The 524-nt window shown below is 32.3% G+C and carries 1 protein-coding gene; it reads left to right on the forward strand.

The annotated features are described in order from the left end of the window. Positions 1-123: 123 nt before the first annotated feature. Positions 124-524 (forward strand): hypothetical protein (locus ABCO64_RS10820; protein ID WP_343089486.1); only part of this gene is annotated, 401 nt, incomplete at its 3' end.

Here is a 524-nt window from a genome sequence, read left to right on the forward strand (position 1 = left end):
CTTCGCAACCTTAATTGAGCTATATTCTAAAAAAGGATTTGATACTATAACCCTTCCTTTAGGCGTTGCAACACTTTTAATGGTAGGGGTCTATTTACTTGAAATAATGACAGGAGCGGTGCTATGAAAGAAGAAAAACGTCGTAAAAAGACTTTAATGCTTTCTATATTTTTTAGTAGCTTTGGTCCCATCGTAACTTTAATCGCTTTTTTTATGAATACATCGACCACTCAACTTGCAGATTTTTTTAGAAGAACTGCAGAACTTTTTGTTTTGATAGTCGCTTATAAAGTGTTTGTTTTAAGTCATTTAGATACAGTAAGTGACGAAAAAGCAGAATCCTTAGAAAAAATGCAAAAAAAATTGGTAGGGAGTGTTTTATATCTAAGTGCGCTTACCCTTTTTATATTATTAATTTATAATATTATTAACCCATCCATTCCTTCAGGTAATGTTACGTTAGGATTAAGTATTGCCACATTAGGGATATTGTTTAATGGAACGTTTTGGTTGCGTTATATGCG

The sequence above is a fragment of the Methanocalculus natronophilus genome (assembly GCF_038751955.1).
Lineage (GTDB): Archaea > Halobacteriota > Methanomicrobia > Methanomicrobiales > Methanocorpusculaceae > Methanocalculus > Methanocalculus natronophilus.